Origin of the sequence: Polynucleobacter sp. JS-JIR-5-A7, from assembly GCF_018687935.1 — a bacterium.
Classification (GTDB): Bacteria; Pseudomonadota; Gammaproteobacteria; order Burkholderiales; family Burkholderiaceae; genus Polynucleobacter.
Genome location: NZ_CP061308.1, coordinates 1,613,737 through 1,635,601 on the forward strand (window position 1 = coordinate 1,613,737; position 21,865 = coordinate 1,635,601).

General features: G+C 45.3%; 22 protein-coding genes. 7 read left to right on the plus strand and 15 right to left on the minus strand.

Annotated elements, in window-relative coordinates:
- Positions 1 to 2: 2 nt before the first annotated feature.
- The 3 genes from AOC29_RS08435 to AOC29_RS08445 all read left to right on the plus strand — a co-directional run bounded on the left by AOC29_RS08435 (position 3) and on the right by AOC29_RS08445 (position 3,994).
- A complete protein-coding gene (locus AOC29_RS08435) occupies positions 3 to 929 on the plus strand; it encodes a dihydrodipicolinate synthase family protein (RefSeq protein WP_215295531.1) in 927 nt (308 codons plus the stop codon).
- A 35-nt stretch (positions 930 to 964) separates the two neighbouring features.
- A complete protein-coding gene (locus AOC29_RS08440) occupies positions 965 to 1,915 on the plus strand; it encodes a TAXI family TRAP transporter solute-binding subunit (RefSeq protein WP_215295533.1) in 951 nt (316 codons plus the stop codon).
- A gap of 66 nt (positions 1,916 to 1,981) precedes the next feature.
- On the plus strand, positions 1,982 to 3,994 hold the full coding sequence (locus AOC29_RS08445; protein WP_215295535.1) for a TRAP transporter fused permease subunit: 2,013 nt from the start codon (positions 1,982 to 1,984) through the stop codon (positions 3,992 to 3,994).
- 105 nt (positions 3,995 to 4,099) lie between these two features.
- Here AOC29_RS08445 and AOC29_RS08450 read toward each other — a convergent pair whose 3' ends face one another.
- Positions 4,100 to 5,233, minus strand: a complete 1,134-nt coding sequence (locus AOC29_RS08450; RefSeq protein WP_215295536.1) for a mandelate racemase/muconate lactonizing enzyme family protein — start codon at positions 5,231 to 5,233, stop codon at positions 4,100 to 4,102.
- 352 nt (positions 5,234 to 5,585) lie between these two features.
- On the opposite strand from AOC29_RS08450, the gene AOC29_RS08455 reads away from it, so the two are divergent.
- The gene (locus AOC29_RS08455) at positions 5,586 to 6,815 is read left to right on the plus strand and encodes a M23 family metallopeptidase (protein WP_251369969.1); all 1,230 of its coding nucleotides are present in this window, start codon (positions 5,586 to 5,588) and stop codon (positions 6,813 to 6,815) included.
- 64 nt (positions 6,816 to 6,879) lie between these two features.
- On the opposite strand, the gene AOC29_RS08460 is transcribed toward AOC29_RS08455, so the two are convergent.
- Positions 6,880 to 7,320, minus strand: coding sequence for a universal stress protein (locus AOC29_RS08460; RefSeq protein WP_215295537.1), 441 nt, complete (start codon positions 7,318 to 7,320; stop codon positions 6,880 to 6,882).
- Positions 7,321 to 7,406: 86 nt separating this feature from the next.
- Between AOC29_RS08460 and AOC29_RS08465 the strand changes: the two genes are divergently transcribed.
- Together AOC29_RS08465 and AOC29_RS08470 are read left to right on the plus strand one after the other, a co-directional pair.
- Positions 7,407 to 7,808 carry a DUF2177 family protein gene (locus AOC29_RS08465; RefSeq protein ID WP_215295539.1) on the plus strand — a complete coding sequence of 134 codons (402 nt, stop codon included), beginning with the start codon at positions 7,407 to 7,409 and terminating at the stop codon, positions 7,806 to 7,808.
- A gap of 7 nt (positions 7,809 to 7,815) precedes the next feature.
- On the plus strand, positions 7,816 to 9,444 hold the full coding sequence (locus AOC29_RS08470) for a SulP family inorganic anion transporter (RefSeq protein ID WP_215295540.1): 1,629 nt from the start codon (positions 7,816 to 7,818) through the stop codon (positions 9,442 to 9,444).
- Positions 9,445 to 9,515: 71 nt separating this feature from the next.
- On the opposite strand, the gene AOC29_RS08475 is transcribed toward AOC29_RS08470, so the two are convergent.
- Positions 9,516 to 10,718: an MFS transporter gene (locus AOC29_RS08475; protein WP_251369970.1), complete on the minus strand. Its 1,203-nt coding sequence runs from the start codon at positions 10,716 to 10,718 to the stop codon at positions 9,516 to 9,518.
- Between the two features lie 118 nt (positions 10,719 to 10,836).
- Here AOC29_RS08475 and AOC29_RS08480 point away from each other — a divergent pair, with 118 nt between their 5' ends.
- Complete coding sequence (locus tag AOC29_RS08480; protein ID WP_215295542.1) at positions 10,837 to 11,808, plus strand: tripartite tricarboxylate transporter substrate binding protein; 972 nt, start codon at positions 10,837 to 10,839, stop codon at positions 11,806 to 11,808.
- Position 11,809: 1 nt separating this feature from the next.
- Here AOC29_RS08480 and AOC29_RS08485 read toward each other — a convergent pair whose 3' ends face one another.
- The 12 genes from AOC29_RS08485 to ccmA are packed head-to-tail and all read right to left on the minus strand — an operon-like array spanning position 11,810 to position 21,774.
- Positions 11,810 to 12,565 (minus strand): 2OG-Fe dioxygenase family protein, encoded by a 756-nt coding sequence (locus AOC29_RS08485; protein ID WP_215295543.1) that lies wholly within the window; start codon positions 12,563 to 12,565, stop codon positions 11,810 to 11,812.
- A 32-nt stretch (positions 12,566 to 12,597) separates the two neighbouring features.
- Positions 12,598 to 13,566: a tripartite tricarboxylate transporter substrate binding protein gene (locus AOC29_RS08490; protein WP_215295545.1), complete on the minus strand. Its 969-nt coding sequence runs from the start codon at positions 13,564 to 13,566 to the stop codon at positions 12,598 to 12,600.
- 10 nt (positions 13,567 to 13,576) lie between these two features.
- Positions 13,577 to 14,881: a TAXI family TRAP transporter solute-binding subunit gene (locus AOC29_RS08495; RefSeq protein ID WP_215295547.1), complete on the minus strand. Its 1,305-nt coding sequence runs from the start codon at positions 14,879 to 14,881 to the stop codon at positions 13,577 to 13,579.
- 47 nt (positions 14,882 to 14,928) lie between these two features.
- Complete coding sequence (ccmI, locus tag AOC29_RS08500; RefSeq protein WP_215295549.1) at positions 14,929 to 16,119, minus strand: c-type cytochrome biogenesis protein CcmI; 1,191 nt, start codon at positions 16,117 to 16,119, stop codon at positions 14,929 to 14,931.
- Entirely contained in the window at positions 16,112 to 16,597 is a 486-nt protein-coding gene (locus AOC29_RS08505) for a cytochrome c-type biogenesis protein (RefSeq protein WP_215295550.1), read from the minus strand. Before AOC29_RS08505 ends, ccmI begins: the two co-directional genes overlap by 8 nt.
- On the minus strand, positions 16,594 to 17,124 hold the full coding sequence (locus tag AOC29_RS08510) for a DsbE family thiol:disulfide interchange protein (protein ID WP_215295551.1): 531 nt from the start codon (positions 17,122 to 17,124) through the stop codon (positions 16,594 to 16,596). Before AOC29_RS08510 ends, AOC29_RS08505 begins: the two co-directional genes overlap by 4 nt.
- Positions 17,121 to 19,040 (minus strand): heme lyase CcmF/NrfE family subunit, encoded by a 1,920-nt coding sequence (locus AOC29_RS08515; RefSeq protein WP_215295552.1) that lies wholly within the window; start codon positions 19,038 to 19,040, stop codon positions 17,121 to 17,123. The genes AOC29_RS08510 and AOC29_RS08515 overlap by 4 nt, the downstream gene beginning before the upstream one ends.
- A complete protein-coding gene (gene ccmE / locus AOC29_RS08520; RefSeq protein ID WP_215295553.1) occupies positions 19,037 to 19,471 on the minus strand; it encodes a cytochrome c maturation protein CcmE in 435 nt (144 codons plus the stop codon). Before ccmE ends, AOC29_RS08515 begins: the two co-directional genes overlap by 4 nt.
- On the minus strand, positions 19,468 to 19,656 hold the full coding sequence (gene ccmD / locus AOC29_RS08525) for a heme exporter protein CcmD (RefSeq protein ID WP_215295554.1): 189 nt from the start codon (positions 19,654 to 19,656) through the stop codon (positions 19,468 to 19,470). The genes ccmE and ccmD overlap by 4 nt, the downstream gene beginning before the upstream one ends.
- Entirely contained in the window at positions 19,656 to 20,426 is a 771-nt protein-coding gene (gene ccmC, locus AOC29_RS08530; protein ID WP_215295555.1) for a heme ABC transporter permease CcmC, read from the minus strand. The genes ccmD and ccmC overlap by 1 nt, the downstream gene beginning before the upstream one ends.
- A complete protein-coding gene (ccmB, locus tag AOC29_RS08535; RefSeq protein ID WP_215295556.1) occupies positions 20,423 to 21,088 on the minus strand; it encodes a heme exporter protein CcmB in 666 nt (221 codons plus the stop codon). The genes ccmC and ccmB overlap by 4 nt, the downstream gene beginning before the upstream one ends.
- Positions 21,085 to 21,774 (minus strand): cytochrome c biogenesis heme-transporting ATPase CcmA, encoded by a 690-nt coding sequence (gene ccmA, locus AOC29_RS08540; protein WP_251369971.1) that lies wholly within the window; start codon positions 21,772 to 21,774, stop codon positions 21,085 to 21,087. Before ccmA ends, ccmB begins: the two co-directional genes overlap by 4 nt.
- Positions 21,775 to 21,865 lie beyond the last annotated feature (91 nt).

The following is a 21,865-nucleotide window of genomic DNA, read 5'->3' on the forward strand; positions in this document are numbered from 1 at the left end:
GCATGACCATTTCTTTACATCCCTCTACTTTGCCAGCGGTGTTATCACCAGTTTTGACGCCATTCAAAGCAGACGGTAGTCCAGATGCCCAGAAATTACTAAAGCAATGTCAATGGTTAGAAACCAATGGCGTAGGTCAAGCCATCTTTGGTACAAACTCAGAAGCAAATTCTATGTCTGCTACGCAAAAGATGAATACGCTCACTGCGCTGATTGAAGGTGGTTTAAATCCAAAGCATATGATGCCCGGTACTGGTTCTACCTCGATCGAGAGTACTTATCGGATGACTGCTCATGCATTGAGCTATCAATGTGCAGGCGTACTAATGTTGCCACCCTTCTATTACAAAGACATCAATGATGATGGTCTGTTTGCTTATTTCTCTGAAGTGATTCAGAAGGTAGGCAGCTCAGGATTACAGATTTACATCTATAACATTCCGCCAGTCACTAAAATCAACTTAAGCTTGTCACTACTCGAGCGCTTGACAAAAGAATATCCAAAGACAGTCGTTGGGATGAAAGATAGCTCGGGCGATTGGGAATATACAGAGTCCGTGATTAAGCTCTTGGCGCCACATGGCTTCCGCGTCTACGCTGGTAGTGAAGTATTCTTAATGCGCACCTTGCGTGCTGGTGGCGTTGGCTGCATCTCTGCTACTGCAAACGTTAATCCACAAGCGATTGCTGACCTTGCCACACATTGGAGAGAATCTAATGCAGATGAACGTCAAGCAGGCTTAGATAAAGTGCGTAGCGTCTTTGCAAAATATCAAATGATTGCCGGTATGAAAACAGCGGTAGCACACTACAGCAACGATCCAGAATGGTTGCGTGTACGCCCACCACTAATGCAATTGAGTGCGGAACAGCAAGCTCAGCTGCTCAGTGAGTTAAAGCAAATTAACTTCAGCATGCCAGGTCTTTAATCAATACCTCTTCATAAGATCAATAGGAGACACCAATGAAATTACTAAAGCTCATTGCCTTATCGCTCAGTTTTATATGGGCTAGCGCATATGCACAAAACATCTCGATTGCAACCGGTGGTACTGGTGGCGTTTACTACCCAATGGGTGGCGGCCTTGCTGCCATGCTCTCAAGCAAAGTACCGGGTATGTCAGTTACGGCGGAAGTCACTGGTGGCTCTGTGGATAACTTAAAACTGGTTGGCACTGGCAAGCCTTACGTTGCCTTCTCTATGGCTGATGCCGCCAAAGATGCATCAGTGGGTGATGATAAATTTAAAGACAAGCCAGTCGATTTACGAACCTTGCTTATACTGTATCCAAACCTCATGCACGTCGCTACCGTTGAGTCTACTGGCATCAAAACTATGAAGGATTTGAAAGGTAAACGCGTTAGTACAGGTGCTCCAGGAAGCGCCACTGAAGTCATGGCCTTCCGCTTGCTAGAGGCTGCAGGTCTAGACAAAGATAAAGATGTAAAACGTGAACGCTTGAGCGTTGCTGAATCTGTCAATGCAGTAAAAGATCGCAAGATTGATGCTTTCTTTTGGGTGGGTGGCTTACCCACTGCAGCTGTTACTGATTTAGCGAATAGCCCAGGCATGAAAATCGTGATGGTTGATACCGCTGCTGAAGTTCCTGCTATGAACAAAAAATATGGCAACCTTTACTTCCCGGCTGTGATTACCAAGCAAACCTACAGTGGTATGGCGAAAGATAATAATGTTGCCGCCGTTGCAAATCTGCTGGTTGTAAACTCATCTATGCCTGATGCAGAGGCATACAAAATCGTCAAGGCTATTTTTGATAATCAACTTGAACTAGTGCGCTCACATGCGGAGTTCAGAAATATTAAATTAGAGAGCCAAAAATCTAATGCAACACCAGTTGCTTATCATCCAGGCGCATTAAAGTACCTCAAAGAAAAAGGTGTCAAGGTAAACTAAGCCATATCGGGGTGAGTTAATCTCACCCCTTCTGCTTTTAAGTGGTACATCAATATAGGTTGAAGCATGAATCAGAACGTCATCGACAATGAAACCCAAGAGAAATTAGACGCTTTTATTAAGCAAGAGGAAGGCGACTCTAATGACTACAAAGGCTTATTGGCCAAGTTCATTACTTTAGTTGCCGTCGGCATGTCTTTGTTTCACCTGTATGCCGCCTACTCGATTGTTCCAACTCAGCAGTTACGGGTTATTCACGTTGCCTTAGTGTTATTCCTGGTGTTCTTAAGTTTTCCGCTGGCAGCTCGCTTTAAAAATAAGTTGATGTTTTGGGATGTATTGTTTGCCCTAGGATCAGTAGCTATTTCTTATTACATCCTGAGTGGGGGTGATGACTTCATGGATCGCAATACCGCCCCAAATCCTACTGACGTCATCATCGGGATTGGCCTCATTCTATTGATCCTAGAAAGTGTGCGCAGAACAAACGGCATGGTTCTAGTGACCGTTACAGTGCTCTTTTTACTTTATGCCCTTTTTGGTAACTACCTGCCTGCACCATGGACACACAAAGGCTATGGCCTCGATCGCTTAGTTGGTTACATGTATATGAGTCTTGAGGGAATCTATGGCACTGCGGTTGATGTCTCTGCAACCCTCATTATTCTCTTTACGATTTTTGGCGCCTTCCTGCAATTTACTGGGGCTGGCAAATTCTTTATCGATTTCTCTTTTGCTGCAATGGGTGGCAAATCCTCTGGTGTAGGCAGAACCATTGTTCTCTCTTCTTTCTTAATGGGTGGTCCATCAGGATCCGGTGTTGCAACTACCGTTACCGTAGGCTCTGTTGCCGCTCCCATGCTGGATAAAGTTGGTTACGAAAAAAATGCTGCTGGGGGACTGTTAGCTGCTGGTGGACTTGGCGCAATCATCTCGCCACCCGTTTTGGGTGCCGCAGCCTTCTTGATTGCAGACTTCCTGAAAATTTCCTATTTGGATGTTTTGCTCATGGCAACCATCCCCACCGTTTTGTTTTATCTTGGTTTATTTGTAATGGTCGAAATTGATGTTCGTAAATATGGCATGAAGAACATTCATTTTGAATCTGCTGAATCTGCTTGGGAATTAACAAAAAAATATTGGTTTCACTTTTTCTCGCTGATCTCGATTGTGGTGTTTATGATGTTTGGCTTCTCACCAGTCATGTCGGTATTTTGGGCGACCGTAGTGTCCGCCTTCTCCAGCATGTTGCGAGAAGATACAGCCATCATTCCTTGGGCTTGGTTTAAAGGCAAGGAACCTATCTTGGCAGGACTGTATAACTCCAACCTCACCAAGGCTCTGGCCTCAGGCTCCACCGGCGTATTGGCCATTGCTGCAACCTGCGCTGGTGCTGGCCTGATTGTAGGTACAGTCACCTTAACGGGTTTAGGACTGAAATTTAGTTCGATTGTGATTCAGTATGCAGGCGGCTCTTTATTGCTCACCGCCATCTTCACCGCCTTAATTGTTTGGATTGTGGGTCTGGCCGTTCCAGTCACTGCTTCTTACATTATTTGTGCAGTGATTGCCGCGCCAGCCTTAATTAATTTAGGGGTGCCTGCATTTGCTGCTCATATGTTCATCTTCTATTACGCTGTTCTCTCTGAGGTGTCTCCTCCAACTGCTTTATCTCCGTTTGCAGCCGCCGCTATTTGCAAAGGCAATCCTTATAAGACGACATTACAAACCTGGAAATATGTTGCGCCAGCCATTCTGGTGCCATTCATGTTTGTTTTAGATAAATCTGGTGTGAGCTTGCTCTTGATGGGATCAAGCAGCGCCCTCGAACAAGCAGACTGGATGCAGATTGCGTGGATTTCTTTCACTGCAGTGGTGGGCATTATCTGTTTAGCTGGTGGCCTACAAGGCTGGTTTATTGAGAAAACCAAATCCTTCGAACGTATCATCATGGTGATCTCTGGCGTGGCTTTAGCTTATCCATCCACTGAGGCAGATCTGATTGGCTTTATTGGTTTTGGCTTGGTCTTGGTTACCCAAATGATGACTTATTACAAGCTCAATCGAAAGCCTTCCTAAACACTGTTGAGCATCAATATGAATTCCCTAGTTTCATTTATAAAGCCCGCAATTGCGGGCTTTATTTTTACTCAGTGTATCTAGCTTACTTTAATGTGACTAAGCTCAAGAGATCTTGGTCCAAGGTGTTTTGCCAGCATACTTCTGAACTGCAGCTTCATCAAACTCAAAACCCAGTCCCGGAGTCTTGTGCAAAATCAAATCGCCATTCTTAAATGTTAATTGCTTATTAATTAAGCGGCGGAAGTTCAGCACTTGATCATCCAAGAAAAACTCAACAAAGCGAGCATTGGGTGTTGCAGCTACAAGAGGAGCATGGAGATCATGCATCCAATGAGGGCAAACAGTGATGCCCTTAACATCGGCATAAGCAGAGATACGGCGCCACTCCGTAATACCGCCACAAACCGCTGCATCAGATTGCAAAATCGCTGCACCACCAGCATCAATCAACTCTCTAAAGCGCCAACGACCTGCCTCCATCTCACCGGTCGCTACATTGATCTTGGTTTGACGTGCTAAAGCAGCATGCAGATCAATCGCGTCAGGTGAAAAAGGCTCTTCAATCCAATAAGGGTTGTAAGCCTCAAAGCGTCTGACATACTCCAACGCAGTAGGCAGATCACGCCAAGCATTATTCGCATCCAAAGTCAGCAGAATGTCGTCTCCAATTGCTTTGCGTGCAGCCTTGACGCGCGCCTCTTCTTCAGCAGGAGAGAGGCGCCCTACTTTCATTTTGACTGCTTTAAAGCCCTGCTTAACGTAGGATTCCATTTCCTTACCAAGCTTGGCAGGGGTCTTACCTTCTAAGTAATAACCGCCGCTGGCATAAGCGGGTACGCGATCATCTACTACTGAGCCAAGATAATGATGCAAAGGCAAACCGGCAGCTCGAGCATTGAGATCCCAAAGTGCCGTATCTAAAATAGAGATCCCGCGCATCACAGCACCAGTGCGTCCCTGCAAAATGGATTCGTTATACATATCCATCCACAGGCCTTCGCTCCGATGACTATTTTGACCAATCAACTTGGGCGCAAGTAATTGCTCAACAGCAATCTTCGCAATATCACCGCCAGCGCTACCAACATAGCAAAAACCAATTCCCTCATTACCATCCTTACCGCGAACTTTAACTAAGCAATAGTGACGCTCAGAGACGGTCCGGGTTGAAAATGAGGTGACTTTATCCAAAGGTACAGCCACTGAGGTGACTTGCACAGACTCGATGATCGGCATCCGAACTCCTTCATAAAAAAAATATTGTAGCCAGTATTGAAATACTGGGTTTACGTCATTTGTGGGGTTAATTTATTGCAGCACAACAAAATTATCAGGGTGGCGGTCCACATTATTAGATAATTGCATAGTGAATAGAAAAGTAACCGCTCATTACCGCCTCGTCAAAGGGATAGCGCTCCTACTGGGAAATGGCTTACTCAGCCTCTCTATTGGATTGAGCTCCATAGCACATGCGCAGACTAGTCAGACCCAAAAGTCAAATCAAAGCCGTACCAAAGTGTATGTTCAAAACACGAAGCAAGTAGGATTTAAAGATAAATCCGCAGGGTCTAGCTCAAAGATCAATAGCATGAGCTTGAATCCATCGGTTATCCAAAGAAAAGATCCTAGTGAACTCATGCTCGATAGCGATGCCAACCTAGACTATCGAGTCATGCAGGGATGTTTGCGACGTAGCTTTAATGATGCTAATTTGCCATCAAGCATCGGTATTGATAATCGCCAATTTTCTGAGTTCTTTAAAAATCAGACTAAAGGATTTTTTGATAAGATGCGGGGCGATTGCATTCCGTATGCAGTGGCATTTACAACGCGCAATCGTTTTGATTCATTAAGCATTATGAATGGTCCTGTACAGGATGATAAAACGGAAGTTTGGACATTTACACCATCTGCTTTTGGTGGATTCTTAGTACAACAAGATCTTCTCAGAAATGAATCCAAAAACCTAACAGAAATTCGGGTGCCTTTAAGAGAAGTTTTATATGACCCACGCAAACTAGGCGATAAATTACCAGTGGAATTAGTCTGGGAGCTGAACTCCATCATCAAGCAGATTTACCCAGAGGACAATAATTCGCTTGAAAATACTAATAGCGTTGTGCGACTCATTATCGACTTTGGCGACCGCGAAAGATGGGCGCAGATTTGGGCTGTTGAGATTATCGATCCGAATAATAAAGAGGTATTTGCTAGCGCCTTTTGGGTCGAACGGAGTGATATACCTGGTGGCTTCTTTACCAGTGGCGGTGAATCCCTTGAGCGCTCTTTCTGGACTAACCCACTAAGCTATCGACGCATCTCCCGCGGGGTGGGTATGGTACGCGCCGGCAAAGCGAAACGCCCCAAGAGTAATACTGCCGTTGTCCAACCAGCACCAGCCAAGCAGCGCTATCGCACCCATATGGGAATTGATTACGCAGCGCCGATTGGCACACCAATCTTCAGTGTAGCCAACGGTAAAGTAGCGCATCTTGGCTATAACGGCGCATTTGGCAATCTGATTGTTTTAGAGCATCCGGGTGGCTATCGCACTTTCTATGCGCACTTAAGTAATTACAATCCAGAACTTGAGTTGGGAAATGAAGTGCGTCGTGGCCTTGAAATTGGCTACGTTGGATCTACCGGGCGATCAACTGGACCCCATCTCCATTTTGAACTGAGAAAAGATGGTGTTTACATCGACCCCTATTCAAGCAAAACACAACTCGATCTATGGTCAATGCGGGATAGCGAAAGTGGACAACTCACAAGAGAGGTTTTACTACTAGGCAGCCCACTTGCTTATCAAGCTAAATAATCCTTAGCTCTGCAAACAAATAGGGTCCAATGGGACCCTATTCTTTTAACAACATTCTGAGTTCTTAACCAAGCACGAGCACAGGCAACTTAGAGTGCACAATGACTTCGTGGGTTTCGCTACCCAATAAAACACCTTTGATACCAGTGCGTTTATGAGAAGCCATCACAATCACATCTGCTTTTGCTTTTTTGGCACCATCTAAAATACCTTCAGCAAGATTTGTATTGGAGATATGCAAGGACTTAGCCTTGATACTTGCGCCAAGGCTGGTAGCTGCCTTTTTGAAAACATCTTTTGCATAAGCTTCACAAACTTTTTGATGCTCTTTTGCAGAGACTCCGTAGCCCATCGAGCTGTCGGAATACACCAAAGGAGGTAATGGATCAGATACGTATACCAAGGTTACGGCAGCGCCATCTGCCTTAGCAAGTTCTGCAACCTTTTTTAAAGACTTTTTGCTGACCTCTGAACCGTCAACCGGTACTAATAAATGCTTAAACATATCTACCCCCTTAAATTGAACTAATAACGTTCTCTTTCTATGATAATACTTATTATTAATCTATAAAAGATCAAAGGGGAACTTAATTGCTCAAGTATCTAGGAATCTACTTTACTTTTTTAATCACCCTCCTTGCGGTGGATTTAACGTGGCTTTTAGGAATCGCAAAGAACCTCTATCGCGAGGAAATGGGCGATCTCATGGCTAGCGAACCCAAGCTCATTGCCGGCTTAGCGTTTTACCTTCTCTATGCTTTAGGCGTCTGTATTTTTGTTATTGCGCCTGCACTCTCAAAACAGTCTCTGATCTATGCACTGCAATATGGTGCCCTCTTTGGATTTTTTTGCTACATGACCTACGACCTGACCAATCTAGCGGTCATTCGAGACTTCCCTACCAAATTAGCATTCGTTGATATTGCCTGGGGATCTGTAGTAACAGGTCTCTCTGCAGGATTGGCGTATTGGGTAGGCGATCGACTGTCTTAAATCAAAGATGTTTTTTCATCCCAGAATCCTAGACTCATTTAAGGGCTATAACAGCACCTTATTTACCAAGGATGTTTTAGCAGGCTTAACGGTAGGTGTCGTAGCGCTGCCTTTGGCTATGGCTTTTGCGATTGCCAGCGGGCTTAAACCCGAAGCGGGAATTTTTACCGCCATTATTGCTGGCGGTCTCATTTCACTATTGGGAGGAAGTCGCGTTCAAATCGGTGGACCAGCCGGTGCATTCATTGTGGTTGTATACGGCATTGTTGAACGCTATGGCATCCCTAATTTATTGCTAGCTACAGCAATGTCTGGGGTGTTCCTTTTATTAATGGGAATATTCAGACTGGGAACTCTGGTGCGATTTATTCCGATTGCTGTCATCATTGGCTTTACAAATGGCATTGCCTGCTTAATCGGTCTATCGCAAATCAAAGATTTCTTTGGTTTAAAGATTGAGAAAATGCCTGCTCAATTTTTTCAGTCGATTCACGCTTTATACAACGCAGCAGATACGGTCAACCCCACTGCACTAAGTTTGGCCTGCGGAAGTCTAGCCATCATTATTGGCTGGAAAAAAATTCAGAAGCATTTAGGCTGGCTCTGCCATCTTCCAGGCACAGTCGTAGCAATGTTTCTAGCTACTCTCATTACCGCTCTCTTTAACTTGCCAGCCGATACGATTGGTAGTCGATTTGGTGGCATCCCTTCGAGTCTCCCCCATTTTGAATGGATCTCAATTGGTTGGGGCACAGCACAATTTATGGTGGTCCCTGCTTTAACACTAGCGCTACTCGGCGCTATTGAGTCTCTACTCTGTGCACGCATTGCCGACAGCTTAATACATGATCGTCACGAATCCAATCAAGAGCTGATGGCACAAGGTATTGCTAATTTAGTGACCCCATTTTTTGGCGGAATGCCCGCAACTGGCACTATTGCCCGGACTGTCACCAACATCGAAAGTGGTGGCAGATCGCCGCTAGCAGGCGTTGTTCATGCGCTTACTTTATTGCTTGTGGTGCTGTTTGCTGCTCCTCTAGCAAAAAATATTCCTTTGGCTAGCTTGGCTGCAATACTAATGTATGTCGCTTGGAATATGGGTGAATGGAAAAAGTTTGTGGACTTAAAACAATTCCGACTACCTTATCAACTCACTATTGTGAGTGTATTTTTGCTCACAGTGATTTTAGATCTTACTGTCGCAGTACAGGTAGGTCTACTCTTTGCCTTTATCACTTTTATCTATCGCATCTCAAGCCTATCACGTTGCGAGCTAGCGGATGCTAGCAACTTCAGTCAACTCGAAAATCAACAGGGTCGTATTGATGCCTATCGAATTTACGGTGCTATCTTTTTTGGAGCAGTCAAATTACTAGAAAAGATTGAAGAAAAATTACCTTCTCAAGTTTTATTAATTGATCTGAAGAATGTAATCTATGTAGATACTTCTGGGATGGAAACTATTACTGAATTAGCGCATCTTTGCAAAATACGTAATATCAAACTGATCATCTGCGGTTTAGAGCATCAGCCTTATGAGATGGCACAGCGTAGTGGTTTCTTACAAACTTTGCCATCAGATTGTCTGTACCCAGATTTACTCTCGGGGATTGCTGCAGCAATACAGCACTAAGCGATATAAATTAATGCCGCCTGCAGTAAATAGTAGTGATAACAAATCGCTTTAATACTGTTTGTCATTACTCATGAACTTGGTTTATCTATCCAGCCATTGCGACGCTCATAAATCACAAAAAGAACTCCCCACATCACAACGGCAACATAAGCCCATACCCAAGCAATTTGAGAAGAACGCGAACCAGAAATATCCAACACAAAACCAAAAATGGCGGGGCCCATTAAGCCACCACCAAATCCCATGAGCGAATGCAATCCCATGGCAGCACCCTTAATATTTTCTTGAGCACTAATGACTAAGCCAGCTGTTAAGGTAGCAGAGTCAGCCATGATAAAAATGGCATGCCCAATTGCTAAAGTCACAATTAACCACCAGGAGTGGCCTGTGGAGGAAGCAAGCGCAACACCCAGCACTGCACTTGTCAGCATCACAATACAAACCCACTTTTGACGCCCCACTCGCAGAGCAATCTCATTACCCAAAATCGAGGAAGGCACCCCAAAGAAATTGATGACTCCAGCTAGGGTAGTGGCAGCTAGAAAAAAGGATTCCCCAGATGCCGCTGTACAAAATGCAAAGAAAGCCACAAGCCAACTTCGAGAGGCAAATAATTCAAGGGAGTGAGCGGTGTAACCAAAGATAAATCCAGAGGCCTTTTTGTTTTGCAGCACTAACTTCCACTTATCCACTGGAAAGATGTCGCGCAAACGGATTTGGATGGGCCCTTTCCATTGCTCATGCGCAAGTGGTGGTATGAGTATCAAGACAACCAGAAATGCAGTAAACGGCCCTAGAGCAATGATGCCAAATACATAGTGCCACCCTAGTGCACTCAATATCCAGCCAGAACATAAATAAGAAAAGCCAGTACCAATTCCAAAGAAGGCCGTATAGAAAGCAATGTGACGTGTCAACTCACCAGACTGAATTCGGTCAGACAAAATTTTAAGGCCTGGCATATAGGTCCCCGCAAGACCTGCACCATTGATTGCCATAAAGAACATCGCTGTCCAAAAATTACTGGCAAAGAGACTCATTCCCAATAAACCAGAGGTCGCAGAAAGACCACCAACCAGATATACCTTACGAGCATCTATGCGATCGGTTAATGCTGTAGCCAGAGGTACGGCAAGCATATAACCAAAGAAGAAAGCGCTGGCAATTAAGCCCGATTGAAGATTACTTAAATGCCATTCCTCTTGCAACGGGGTGAGGATAACGGCATAACAGGCGAAACCCAATAAAGCACAGGTTTGCGCCATAAGCATAAGAGGGGTATAGCCAGCCGATCGAAAGCGCATAAAGTATCAGTAAAAACGTGAACCTATTCTACTCGCCCAAGCCCTCCAAGACCCGCTACACTAATGAAAAGAAGATGGAGACAAGATGAAAAAAATACGGATTCTGAGCGGCTACATTGGTCTTATCCTTGGCTTTACCAGCACTTTAGTATTGGCTGATAACTACCCCTCAAAACCCATTAAGGCTATCGTTCCATTTGCACCCGGTAGTGCTACCGATCAAATTGGACGAGCATTTGCAGCCAAAATGGCCGAGTCTCTCGGACAAGCAGTTGTCATCGAAAATCGCCCTGGAGCAAATGGCATGATTGGGGCAGACGTAGTGGCCAAATCTCCTGCCGATGGATATACCCTTTTATTTGGCACGAATAGCACTAATGCAGCGCTCAAAAGTTTGGTCAAAAATTTACCGTATAACCAAGACACTGCATTTACGCCAATTGGTTACTTTGGTTCAGTGCCACTCATCGTCGCAGTCAATAATGATCTTCCAGTGAAATCTCTCAATGGCTTTGTCTCCCTAGCAAAAGCAGATCCTGGAAAAATGACCTTTGCTTATGCCAGTACATCACAACGGGTTTCATCAGAAATGTTAGCCAATGCTGCTGGCATCAAAATGACTGGCGTCTCTTATAAGGGCGGCCCCAATGCCATGACCGATTTAATTGGTGGTCAAGTCAATATGTTTACTGCTGACTTTGCAGTGACCTTGCCTCAAGTGCAAGCAGGAAAAATTCGTGGTCTAGCAGTGACCTCACTCAAGCGCTCGCCTGCTATTCCAGAGTTACCTACCGTGAACGAAGCATTAGGAATCAAGAACTATGAATTGATTGCTTTCTTTGCAGCCTTTGGTCCTGCCGGCATGCCCAAAGATGCGGTGATGAAGCTCAATAAGGCTATCAATGATGCTGCTAAATCTAAAGATTTAACTGAACGATTTGCTTCGATAGGTTTTGAATCTCAACCTGGAACACCTGAGGCACTCGGTCAAAAAATCAAGTTTGAAACTGCCAAGTGGGCGCAAGCTATTAAAGCAGCTGGCATGGAAGCAGAGTAATTTACTGCTGACTACGATGCGGTGAGTCTTGAAAACCGTTTGATCTATAAGTGAGGACTAAGGTATCGCGATAGCCATAGTCTGCCAGTGGCTGAATTGGCGTGGATTCATGGATCATGCGCTCATCATTCATGAGGAGCAATGACCAGGGTTGCGTCAAAGTAAAGCGTAAACCAGCAGAGCCTTTAGCATCGAATATCCTGGTCTCACCACCTTTGATACCAACCCGATCTAGTAAAAATACAGCGACAAAATCTACGCCATCACGGTGCGCCCCCTCTGGCGTTGGGCGCCCAATTCCATCGGTGGTATCAATCCGAAATTGATGGGCTTCCACAAACCAAGTAGTGACGGGCTTTATGCTACTGAATACATTTGCCAAGCCAAGTAGTACAGCCTGCCATGCTGAATCATCAAGGACATTTGCCTGAATAGGTTCAAACCAACGCTCAAGGCCGCCATGTAATGCGTTGTAGTCAAGCGATTGCCAATGCGCACGATGAGGCACTAAAGTCAGTGCATTATTTTTAATCTCGTAACTGGCGTGACGACGAAAACGATAACGACCGCCATCTTTGAGATAAGGGTCACGTGGCAAGCCTTCCCAATACTGAGTGAGATTCTGTAAATTAACTAAAGGGGCTTTACTAAGCTCTGCAACCGATTCAGCAGATACTACTGCAAAGCCATCATCCCGCAGTGCCTGCGGGATGTCTTTAGCTAGAGTTAACGCAGGAGATAAATGGGCTGAAGTCATCGTTTCATTTTAGGGCAATCAGCCACCAGAGATTAATCCAGCTGCGCACCTGATGCCTTCACGATTTTTGCCCATTTAGCCAACTCCTCCTTGAGCAGGCTACTGAGCTTTGCTGGTGGTACGGGACTTAAATCTAAACCCTGCGCAATCAACTTCTCACGCACATCTGGCTTAGCCATCATCTTATCCATTGCCACCTGAATCTTCTTCACCGCGTCTGCTGGCGCACCAATCGGTGCAAATAAAGCGACCCACACTTCGCCTACGCAATCAGGATAGGTTTCTGCAATGGTTGGAATTTCTGGGGCAGCACTAGAACGTTTAGCTGAACTAATTGCAATAGCTTGCAGCTTGCCCGCCTTGATGTAATTTAAGGCGGATGGCAGGCTAGCAAATGCCAGTGGCACCTGACCTCCTAAGACGTCATTAATTGCCGGTGCTACACCTTTATAAGGAATGTGCTGCATATCCACACCTGCGCTGGTATTGAGCATCGCGCCCAAGAGATGGCTGATAGTTCCATTGCCAGCAGATGCATATGAAAGTTCACCGGGTTTCCTCTTAGCAGCAGAAATCACATCAGCGAGTATTTTGTAAGGAGAGCCAGGTGGTGACACTAAAACGTAAGGCGTAGCCCCAATATAGTAGAGAGGAACAAAATCATTGATCGGATCAAAGCCAGGGTTTTTGTAGAGGGCAGGATTAATCGCTTGTGCACTATTAATCGTGAGCAACAAGGTATAACCGTCTTTTGCTCCACGCGCCACACTTTGCGTACCAATATTACCGCCAGCACCAGGTCTATTTTCAACGACTACTGAAGAGCCAATAGCGTCTCCAAAGGCCGGTGCAATTAAGCGAGCAACAATATCATTCGTGCCGCCAGCCGCCTGTGGCACAACCAATGAGATTGGCTTATTAGGGTAAGGCTGGGCAATCGCCAATGAAGATAGTAAGAGCCCGATGAGCAGGCCTGCTAAAGCAGTGTATTTTTTATACATATTGTCTCCGTTAAGCATATAGCTGTTTTAAGCGAGCTCTGACATCTCCAACATGTCCCTTGAGGTCATACAGCTCTTTTGAATCCATCATAGATACTTTGATGTTACCCACCCGCCTTTCAATTGCCTCAAGATCTTTCATATTTTTATCTTTGAGATCTGGGTTAAAGGCGTTTTTCTCAAGCTCTCGTAGCTCTGCGTAGACTTGCGCGAGCTTCAGTCGTAGTAAAAAGTTTTTAGCTGACGGAATATAAGTAAATAAGGGAATAAAAATCACCAGTAGCGGGATCACAATCTTGACGAAGCGCCCGACCCATACTGCTGTCCAAAATGGGAGATGGCGGTGCAAGAAAGATGGTCCATCTTTTAAGTAAATTTCAGCATCTACATGTAGTGGAAAGTCCATGCCAATACTAGAGGGAAACTCTCCTGGCTTTTGTAAACGTGAATAAGACTTCAAAATATCGTAAGAGGCGCTGAGCAATAGGGAGATCATTGCGGGACTCACATTGTCATGCGCCACTAAAGTGGCTGTCGGAGCTATCACCTGAATCTCCTGGCGAGGGAGATCGTATTCAATACTAAGCAGACCGCGTGGAACACTGACTTTAGATAAATAAGTTAAGTTACGAGTGTATGCATCTGCCTGATCAAAGCTCATTAAACGAATGCCTGGGATTTTGTAAAACTTTTCCAAAATCGGAGCTTCGGCAGCGGCCACAATAAATGCTGCGTCTAGTTCCCCACTATTGAGTTTTGCTAAGGCCTCATCTGGCTTTAATTTTTGCGCAGAAAATTCATTTTCAGAAATGCCGCTAATTTTTAAGAGGGCTGTACTAAGCGCCAGTGTTCCACTACCCTCATTACCGATGGCAACACGCTTACCCTTTAACTGCCCCAAAACCTGCAGTCTTCCGCCATCATTTTTAAATCCTGGCTCCCGGTACCAAACCCAAACAGGTTCATAGAACATTCCTGCGACAGAAACTAAATTGGGATATTTACTAACATCCGCAACACCACCTTGAACCATCGCAAAGTTCACGCCAGACTTGGGGTCACTGAGTAAGGCTAAATTATCGATCGTTCCACCAGTACTTTTGACTTCTAAATTCACACCGTCGGCTGCAAGCTCCTTCTTTAAGCGCTCACCAAACTGGTAATACAAACCCGTTGGAAAACCGGTAGCCATTTCAATTGCTTTGGGTGGCGGCGGCACCAGAATCCACAAGACAGCAAAAATAGAAATCAGCAACACGCAAAAGCCAATGGCAATTGCTACAGGATTGTAAATTTTTTGTTTTAGAGAATTCATAAGGCCTCTATGGTGTATTGCTTGCGGCTAACTGCCACGCTATCAATTTATTGGCGAACTTGATCGACTAATAGCTTAACTTGATTTGATCCGACTTTAACGGTTTGAACTGCAGAGATCAAATCTCCTGCCTCAGCCCTAGCCATGCCCGTTTTAGAAATTCTCACTTCAATAGAAACTTCGGATAACTTTGAGATAGGCGCGCTTGGATTCATGGCCAAGGCATCAGTTAAAGCAAAACTCATCGGAAATTCAGTCACAGGCGCTTTCAGTACGGCAACTGGCATCCGTTCGCCCAATGGGCGTGCGATTACCAGCACTATATCGCCAGGATTCACTTTAGATTTAAGGCCAGCAACGATCTCAATCTTCCCACTAACGCCCTTACTACTAACAACCGCAGTATTAGTACCCACTAAACCACCCTTAGAGCGTGCCTCGCTAATAGAACTTTCAATCGCCCGCGCCTCTTCAGAGCCCGGCGGCAATTGTTGAGCCAGCTTTTCCCAAGTTTGCACTGCCACCTTGTAATTGCCACTAGCAAAGGAGGCTGTTCCCGAAAGCCAAAGTGCTAATAAATTCTTGGGGTCGAGTTTTAAGGCCTGATTGATCAGTTGCAATGGCTTTCCTGAGAAGTTGCCGTTTGCATTGGCTACTAAGGTATCTGCATACTCTGCCAGAAGCTCTGGATCATTATTGATAAAGCTGCCTGCGCGACCATATGCCTTTGCAGCATCCTCATTGCGCCCCAAGATTCGATAGGAACGCCCTAACATTGCCCAACCCTGCAGGTTATCTGGATCTTTTTCCATCTTGAGGGCAAAATCAGCAACCATTTTTTCAACGCCAACCTGGCTCATGGGTTTTTGATCGCCCTGTTGAGCAATACGAACAACATCGCCCAAGGAAAAATACAAGCCAGAAGATAGCAGCACAATAAAGGCGCAAACACCGATGACTACTTTTTTAGTAGAGCCCATGACCGCCTTGTCATCTTCTTCATTGGTATCTTGAAAAAGACGCTGACGCATTTCTGCATGGCTCATCTCGTACTCTTGCGCATTAATCGTTCCAGCAGCTTGCTCAGCCGCTAGTTTATCAAGCTCTTCACGATAAATCGCAGCATTCATCTGGCGGCGAGAGGTGCCCTCATTTTTTCCTGAGAAGATAAATGGTCGCAGCAATAAAAACAATACCAGCGCAAGCAATAAAAAGGCAGGGATGAAGAAACTAGCCATGGATTCCATCCCGATCATTTTTGCCAAGTGTATTTAGTAAGGCATCGATTTTTTGATTATCTGCTTCAGATAGCACCTTAGTCGCAGCCATCGTATTTCGACGACGCAAGTAAAACATTAAGAAGGCGATGCCAATGGCTAAGATCACAAATGGTCCAATCCACAGCAGCCAAGTAATGGGCTTTACCGGTGGGCGATATAAAACAAAATCACCATAGCGCTCAACCATAAAAGCACGAATTTGCTCATCGCTCTTACCCTCTTTAATGAGGGTGCGGATTTCTCTGCGAAGATCATTTGCCAAATCCGAACGGGAGCCAGCTAAAGATTCATTTTGACAAACCAGGCAACGCATTTCTTCAGAGATACTGATAAGACGTTGTTCTGTTACCGGATCATCAGCCAATGGTGCGGCATCATTTGCATAAGCGGCATGCAAATACAACACTGACGCGAGCACTAAAAAAATAGATTTCATGATTTTTTCAGCTCGGCCAATAAAGGGTAAATCTTTTGGTTCAAAATAAGCGGGGTTAGCGGACCAATATGCTTAAAGCGAATTACGCCCGCTTGATCAATCACGTAAGTTTCAGGAACACCATACACACCATAATCAATACCCACTCGGCCGTTGGCATCGAATGCAGAAAGCATATACGGATTACCCTGTCTTTCTAACATCACTAGAGCGTCTTCACGTTTATCTTTGTAATCAAGACCAATCAAGGGTGCCTGTCCAGACTTTGCTAGTTCCACCAAGACAGGATGTTCTTCTCTACAGGCTACACACCAAGAAGCCCAAACATTCAAGATCCAAACTTGACCCTTCATGCTTGCTGGTGAAAATGTTTTATTCGCTTGCGCTAACTGAGCAATGTCAAAAGCGGGCGCAGGCTTATTAATCAAAGGGGAAGGAACTTCATGCGGATCACGATTAAGACCAATAGCCAAAAAGATCACGAGCACCACAAACAGCAATAAAGGTATTAAAAATTTAGCCTTCATGGTGTCGCTCTTTTTAAGCTCATCCGATAGCGCTTATCGGAGATGGCGAGAATGCCGCCTAAAGCCATGAACAAGCAACCACCCCAGATCCAATCTACGAACGGCTTGTAATAGACCCGCACAGCCCAAGCTTGATCGTCTATAGCCTCACCCAAGGAAACATAAATATCTCTGGTTAAACCCACATCAATAGCAGCCTCGGTCATCGGCATCGTAGAGGAAAAATAACTCCGCTTTTCTGGATAGAGGGTTGCTTCAGTGCTACCGTTCTTAGTTAATAAGAATGTGCCACGCATGGCTTGATAATTCGGGCCGGGCACCTTATTAACACCAACGAGCTGAATCTGATAACCGCCCACACTGACAGTATCACCAGCCAGCATGCGTACATCTTTTTCTTCCTGATAGGCACCAACCATCGTGACCCCAATCACAAAGATCGCGATACCCAAGTGAGCAACTTGCATTCCGATAAATGAACGGGTTGGTTTACCCAGCTTTGCTTGTCGAGCGATTTGCATGCACCCAGAAGCAATCACCCAAAAAGCCAACAAGAAACCAAGCCCAGCGAGCCAAGTAAATTCACCCATCATCAAAGGAATACCTAAACCAGCTAGAACTGCAACCAAGCCAGCGAGCCATAAACGCTTGATCACTGTCAGAAGATCAGTATTTTTCCAATGGGTCCACGGGCCAATACCCATGAGCACTAATAGTGGAATCATGATCGGCACAAATACGCTATTGAAATAAGGAGGGCCTACTGAAATCTTTCCCAAGTGGAGAGCATCAATTAATAAAGGATAGAGAGTGCCCAACAATACTGATCCTGCTGAAACCACCAAGAATACATTGCCTAATAAAATAAAGGTTTCTCGAGAACTCAAACTAAATTTGCCGCCCAAGGTATTTTTAGGAGCGCGCCATGCATACAAAGCCAACGAAGAGCCAACGACAAGTGATAAGAAAATCAAAATAAAGATACCGCGCCTTGGATCAGTCGCAAATGCATGAACTGAAGTCAACACGCCTGAGCGCACCAAGAATGTTCCCAACAAGGAGAGTGAGAAAGCAGTAATAGCGAGCAGCACTGTCCAACTCTTAAAGCCACCGCGCTTTTCAGTTACCGCCAAAGAATGCAATAAAGCAGTGCCAACCAGCCATGGAATAAATGAAGCATTTTCCACAGGATCCCAGAACCACCAACCGCCCCAACCTAGTTCGTAATAAGCCCACCAGGAACCCAATGCAATACCAAGCGTCAGAAATACCCATGCAGCAGTTGTCCAAGGGCGTGACCACCGTGCCCATGCGGCATCTAATCTACCGGACAGCAAAGAGGCTATGGCAAAGGCAAACGCTACCGAGAAACCAACATAACCCATATACAACATCGGTGGATGAAACACCAAACCCGGATCTTGTAATAAGGGATTGAGGGAGCGACCGTCTTGAGCTGCAGGCAATAAGCGCTCAAATGGATTAGAGGTAGTTAATACGAACAATAACAATCCACTGGTTACTAAACCTAATACGCCAATCACTCTAGCAACCATGAACTCATCTAAGGCTTTAGAGAGTTGAGCTACTAAAATAGTCCAGGTACTCAATAAGAAGATCCAGAGCAATAAAGAGCCTTCATGACCACCCCATACAGCACCCAAGCGATAGATGACCGGCATTTGCGAATTGGAATGCTCAGCAACATACAGTACTGAAAAGTCATTCGCATAAAAGCTCCATGCCAAAATGACGAAGGCAGTTGCCAAGAGCATGAAGACTGTTTGGGCAGCAGGTCTAGCGAGAACTAAGAATTCTCGGCGACCATAATGAGCGCCTACAAGCGGCAAGACCCCTTGAATGAGGGCGATACATAAAGCCAAAATGAGCGCGTAATGCCCAAACTCAGGAATCATTTATTGCTTCCATTTTTTTGCGCTTGCTCTAGGGCATGCTTTGCTTCGGGAGGCATATAGTTTTCATCATGCTTTGCTAGCACTTCACTAGCAACAAATTCACCATTGGAATTAAGACGACCTTGGATAACTGCGCCCTTACCCTCTTTAAATAAATCTGGCAGGATTCCGGTATATGACACGGGAATATCTTTCACAAGATCAGTAATCACAAAGTGAACTGTCAAGCCATCGCGCTTTACAGAGCCATCCTTAACCATGCCACCAATGCGAAAGGCTTGGCCTTGTGGCGCCTTACCAGCAGCCACTTCGCTTGGGGTGACATAAAGTGCAATATTGCTATTGAGCGCATTCAAAATCAACATTGCAGCGCTGCCAATAACCACTAAGGCAGCAACAATCATGAGTGCACGTTTATATCTAGGCTTCACTGACTACTTTCTTGATCAAACTGTTCTGCTAAACGCTCTTGCTGAAGTCTGCGAATAATTGCTTTTTTGCAGACCCGAATACTCATAGGCTCCCACAATAAAACCGCTGCACAAACACCAAAACTACTCCATACATAGAGTGCGTAGCCACCCATTGCAAAAAACTCTGCTGGACTATTCCACATTAGCTTTTCACCTCTTCTAATTGTCTCACCCAATCCGTATGGGCTTCACGCTCCAGGATAATGGTGCGGACGCGCATTAAGCCTACTGCAATGGAGTACATCCAGAAGCACAGAGTCATTAATAACATTCCTAGCAACATGGTCTGTGCCATGGCTGGAGCCTTAGTCAAAGACACTGAGGCGCCTTGATGGAGGGTATTCCACCATTTCACTGAAAAATAAATAATGGGCACATTGACCACACCGACCAAAGCCAAAATCGCGCCCGCTTTATCTGCTCTGCGCGGATTATCGATTGAAGCCTGTAAGGCAATGAAACCTAAATAGAGGAATAACAAAATCAGCTCTGAAGTGAGGCGGGCATCCCATACCCACCAAGCACCCCACATGGGCTTACCCCAGAATGCACCTGTCCACAAGGATAGAAAAGCCATCCAAGCACCAATGGGTGCTAGCGCTTGTGCCATCATGGCTGATAGGCGAGTATTAAAAATCAGCCCTAAACCTGCCCATGCTGCCATCACTACGTAGATGAACATCGACATCCAAGAAACTGGCACATGAACAAAGATAATTCGATAGCCCTGGCCTTGAACAGCATCCACTGGTGCCACAAAGAAACTGACCCAAAGACCGGCTACCCCAAAGATAGCAGTCAAAACCCAAAAGAGTGGAATCAGCTTTCCCGCTAATGGATAAAAGGTACTGGGGCTTGATAACTTAAACCAGTTCATCAGGCGGTTATTAGAAAAATTATTTGTATCAGTCATTCAATCGCAATCTTTACAGCGGTAGCACTAACCCAAGGGACAAATGCTAAAGCCAAAATCAATAAAGCGCCCAACAAGGAAAAATGTCCAGAAGTCTCTAGTCCCACACTACTGGCATATACTGCCCCAGCGCCAAAAATCAGCACGGGAATATAGAGGGGCAGGATCAACAAACTCATCAATACGCTCCCACCCCGGACACCCAGAGTTAAGGCTGCGCCAATAGAGCCCAATAGTGAGAGTACTGGGGTGCCCAGCAACAAAGTTCCCATTAATACATATAGGGAGCTTGGATCAAGATCAAACTGAATTCCAATCACTGGCGCCAAAATGACCAATGGCAAGCCACAAACAAGCCAGTGCGCAATGATTTTCCCAGCAATCAATAAAGCCATCGGCTGCGGTGAGAGAACGATTTGCTCTAAAGCCCCATCAGCGTAATCGGCCGCAAACATCCGATGCAAGCCCAGTAAGGTGGCCAACAATGCAGCAACCCAGATTACGCCTGGAGCGATTTTGCGAAGGAGCGCGGCATCCGCACCAATGCCTAAAGGAAATAAACTTGTCACCACGACAAAGAAAAATAATGCCGTTAGCACCTCACTCTTGCGACGCATTACCAAGAGCAAATCTCGTTGAATCATGGCAAATAAGGCGCTCATAAATCCAGCACCTTCACATGAGGGAGGTTTATAGTCTGGTGGCTCGTCAGTACTAGCAAGCCACTAGCAGCAAGATGCTCGGCAATCAGGTTCTCTAGTTCAGTAACGGCATTGCTATCTAAGGCATTAAATGGCTCATCCAAAATCCATAGACGCGCTTGACGCGTCAACATCCGCGCCATGACGACTCTGCGCTTTTGTCCTGCTGATAAATAATGCACTGGTAAATTTTCACGGCCACGCAAACCAATACGCCATAAAGCAGCCAATGCCTGATCAAGAGAAAGCTTGACATCATCGAGTGCCGCATACATTTGCAAATTTTCGAGAGCGCTTAACTCCTCTTTGAGCGCATCACGATGACCTAAAAATAATAATTCGCGATGATAGTGAGCTGGCTCAGAAAAGATGGATTGTGTATTCCACAACACTTCACCAGACTCAGGCTTAGATAAGCCAGTCAAGAGACGCAATAGACTCGTTTTACCAACCCCGTTTTCACCACGAACATGCAGGCAGTCACCAGCAACAAGCCGAAAACTCAGACCAGAAAATAAGCTTCTGTCGCCACGCACACAGGCCAAAGCGCGTGCTTCAAGCGCTTGACTAGATTGACTGGAAGTTGGGGAAAGATGGGCTGTCATGAGTGTTTTGGCATGAATCAAACCGCCAAACGCATTGTCCAAGAGCCCCTACAGGCTGTCAAACGTACAGAAAGGGATTTTTGAGAATAATCTCTTTTAATTCAATTGCTTACGAGATTATAAGCGGAGTTTA